This is a genomic window from Alcanivorax sp. (genome assembly GCF_014762765.1).
Taxonomy (GTDB): Bacteria; Pseudomonadota; Gammaproteobacteria; order Pseudomonadales; family Alcanivoracaceae; genus Alcanivorax.
In genome coordinates, this window is the sequence record NZ_JABURH010000211.1 from 46,560 (window position 1) to 50,186 (window position 3,627).

General features: G+C 64.8%; 4 protein-coding genes. 3 read left to right on the forward strand and 1 reads right to left on the reverse strand.

Annotated features, from left to right (window positions below; translation table 11 throughout):
- A partial coding sequence (locus HUJ17_RS16850) for a DUF815 domain-containing protein (RefSeq protein ID WP_290511788.1) occupies window positions 1-164 on the reverse strand: 164 nt, incomplete at its 3' end.
- A gap of 383 nt (window positions 165-547) precedes the next feature.
- Between HUJ17_RS16850 and HUJ17_RS16855 the strand changes: the two genes are divergently transcribed.
- The 3 genes from HUJ17_RS16855 to HUJ17_RS16865 form a co-directional block, all read left to right on the forward strand.
- Window positions 548-835: a hypothetical protein gene (locus HUJ17_RS16855; RefSeq protein ID WP_290511785.1), complete on the forward strand. Its 288-nt coding sequence runs from the start codon at window positions 548-550 to the stop codon at window positions 833-835.
- 16 nt (window positions 836-851) lie between these two features.
- The gene (locus HUJ17_RS16860; protein WP_290511786.1) at window positions 852-2,210 is read left to right on the forward strand and encodes a DUF2868 domain-containing protein; all 1,359 of its coding nucleotides are present in this window, start codon (window positions 852-854) and stop codon (window positions 2,208-2,210) included.
- Window positions 2,207-3,627 (forward strand): GTPase/DUF3482 domain-containing protein (locus tag HUJ17_RS16865; RefSeq protein ID WP_290511787.1); only part of this gene is annotated, 1,421 nt, incomplete at its 3' end. The genes HUJ17_RS16860 and HUJ17_RS16865, both read left to right, overlap by 4 nt.

The following is a 3,627-nucleotide window of genomic DNA, read 5'->3' on the forward strand; positions in this document are numbered from 1 at the left end:
CGCAGAAACCGTTCCGTGTTCTGCAGGATTTTCGCCTTCTGGGTATCGATACCGAGCAGGTCCTCCAGCCGCACCGGATCCGGCCGGCTCACTGGCCGCAGGGTGCCGGAACGGCCCCGCCAGATAGCGGCGGGAATGTTTCGCCAGTCGATGTTGGACGCCATGAAAACCTCGTGACAAAGCAGAGAAAACGGCAAAGCAGTTTACGGTCTGGCGGGTGCGGTTGCGAGAGACGCCATTACTGGGTGAAGCCTGGGTAGAAAACCCATTTTTACCACAGAGGGCACAGAGTCACAGAGGGGTTCAGGTTTTTGCTTTCTTTAGCCGTAGCAGGAAACGAGAAAGGTTGACGGTTTCTGTATGCCATAAAGAAAGCATGAAATGGTTTTTCTCAGTGCCTCTGTGCCCTCTGTGGAAAAAAGGTTTTTTGCAGATGCTGTAGCCTCAATGGATACGAAGCATGCACCGGACGCGAACTTTATCTATCCTTGGGGTTCACAAGGTGTGCCGTCATCTGCCGGTGACGGAAAATTTCAGGAGATCGTCAATGAAAGCTGTTGCCCTGGTTGTGCCCGCTTTTGCCTTGCTGGTTACCGCCTGCGCCACCCAGTACGACACTGACTACCCGGCCGGGCTGCCGGAAGGCACCACCACTTGCCCGGATGATCCGCCTCAAGCCTGCACCATGGATTACCGCCCCGCCTTTGGCTACGACGAGCAAGGTGGCATTCTCGGCGAATACGGTAACGCCTGCGGTGCCTGCGCCACCGACGGGGTGAAATACACCTCGCCCAAACAGCTTCCGCAACCGGCCGCAGCCCCGGACGACAAATAACCTCGAGGTCGCCCCCTTGCCCAAGGCCCTGACCCTGCTGCTGGATTTTGACGACCAGTACCGTCGTGATGTGCAACAGAGCCACGCCTTTCTGCACCGCCGCGACCGCCGCTTTGCCCAGCAGCAGGAAGACCAGAAACAACCGCTCACCGTGCCCGCCTGGCTGGCGGCCTTGCATGCCCTGAACGGCCAGCGACGTGAAGCCGACGCCGACCCGCGCCTGCGTCACTGGCGCCAGGCCAGCTGGGTGTTTGCCGGCCTGGGAGCCCTGCTGGGGGCGGGTTTCATGCTGGGTCTGCTCTGGTATGACGGCAGCCGGCAGATCAACCTGACCCTGCTGATCGGCCTGGTGGCCCTGCAACTGCTGCTGGCCCTGTTCACCAGCATGCAGGCCTGGCTGGGTTGGCAGCCCTGGGGCAGCCTGCTGGGGCCGCGCCAGGGGGAGGATCCTCTGGCAGCCCTGCGCCCGGCCCTGTGCGCCCGCATCGCCCACACCGGGGGATTGCTGTTTGCCATCAGCGGTCTGCTGACCTTGCTGGCCCTGGTGGTGGTGCAGGATCTGGCCTTCGGCTGGAGCACGACACTGCAGACGTCTGCCGAGGGCTATCACCGGATGGTGGCGGCCCTGGCCCAGCCCTGGCAGAGCCTGTGGCCCGCAGCGGTCCCCTCGGCGGAGCTGGTGAACGCATCCCAGTTCTACCGGCTTGCGGATATCCAGGCGGATAACCCTGCCTTGCTGGGGACCTGGTGGCCCTTCGTGCTGATGCTGTGGCTGGTGTATGTGCTGTTGCCCCGGATGGTGTTGCTGATGCTGGCGGCCCTGCAGCTCCGTTGGCAGGCGGGCCGGGCCCTGCGCGCCCACCCGGGCTGGCAGGGGCTGTTCTATCGCTTCGAGACGCCCTGGGTGGAAACCCGTGGCCAGGAAGACAGCCAGCCCGCCCCGGCGGCGGCCAAAACGGACCTGTCGCCCCTGCCGGACAGTGCCACCCTGATCCATTGGGCCGGGGCTGCCATGGACGCCCCCGGCCTGTTGCCCCGCCTCAGCCGCGATCCGGCGCCGCTGCAGTGCCGTGCCGGGGGCAACAATTCCCTGGAAGAGGATGCCCGGGTGCTGGAACAGACCGGCGCCCGCAATCAGCCGGTGATCCTGGTCACCCGGGGCTGGGAGCCGCCCACCGGGGAACTCAGCGATTTCATTGTCGATGCCCGCGATCACTGGTCCGCTGCCACCCTGCTGGCCCTGGTGCCACTGGCGGATGAGCAGGGCGCCGCGCTTACCGATGCCGGGCTGCTGGCCCAGTGGCAACGCTTTGTGGACCGTCAGGGTGACAGCCAGCTGCTGCTGTGCGCCCCCCGGGAACAGGATCAACCATGAACGAAACGGCCCAACAACTGCCCCGCTTTGCCGTGGTTGGCCACCCCAACAAGGGCAAGTCCAGCGTGGTGGCCACCCTGGCCCAGAACGACTCCATTGCCATCGCCATGGAGCCGGGCACCACCCGCGACAGCCACCGTTACCCCATGAAGGTGGATGACACGACCCTCTACGAGCTGATCGACACTCCCGGGTTCCAGCGTCCCCGCAAGGTGCTGGCCTGGTTGCAGGGGCACAGCCTGTCCGCCTCCGATCGCCCGGAAACCGTGGCCGCCTTCGTCACCCAGCATGGGGATGACCCGCGCTATCACGATGAATGCCAGCTGCTGGCTCCCATCGTGGACGGCGCGGGGATCATCTATGTGGTGGACGGCTCGGTACCCTACAACCGCGAACACGAAGCGGAAATGAACATCCTGCGCTGGACCGGCCGGCCCAGCCTGGCGCTGATCAACCAGATTGGCAGCGACGATCACAGTGCCGACTGGGAAGCGGCCCTGGGCCAGTATTTCCAGATCGTGCGCCGTTTTGACGCGGTGCGCGCCCCCTTCGAAAAGCACCTGGACCTGCTACGCAGCTTCGGGCAACTGGCGCCGGACTGGCGCGAACCCCTGGATGCGGCCCTGGAATACCTGCAGGCCCTCAAATTTGGCCGCGACAGCCAGGCCCTGGAACATATCGCCGATGCCCTGATCGACATGCTCGGCCATCAGGAAAGTGCCCGCCTGGGTGAGCACGAACCGGCCAAACCGCTGCTGCCCAAATTGCGCCAGCGCTGGCATCACTGGCAGCGCGAACGGGAGCAGCGCCTGCGCCGGTCGGTGGAAGATCTTTATCAGCATCGCCGCCTGCAACGGCAGGAGAGCGACCTGCTCACCCCGGACGATGGTGACCTGTTCAGCGAACGCACCCGCCAGCTTTGGGGCATCAGCAAGACCCAGCTGGCCGCCGCCGGTTTCGGTGCCGGTGCGGTGGGCGGCGCGGGCCTGGATGCGGTGACCCTGGGGCATTCCCTGGGCACCGGCGCGCTGATCGGTGGCCTGCTCGGCGCCGCTGGCAGCTACTACTACGGCGACAAGCTCACGCGCCTGAAACTAGGGCCGCTCAGTGGCGGTTTCCGGGAAGCGGTCTACGGCCCCCTGAAAGACCCCCAGTTTGCCTATGTGGTCCTGGGTCGTGCCCTGGTGCACAGCTACGAAGTCAGCCAGCGCAACCACGCCGGCCGGGACGTGCTGGTGGTCAATGAGGCCGGCGAGCACTGGCTCGATCACATGGACCGCAAGGAGCGCCAGCGCCTGCACAAGACCCTGCTGTCCCTGGCCAGCCGTAAATTCGAACCGGGCAAACGCCAGCGGCTGATCGAGCAGCTGGAACAGGCGCAACAGGCGTTCGGGCAATGGCAGATGGAGCAGTTTGA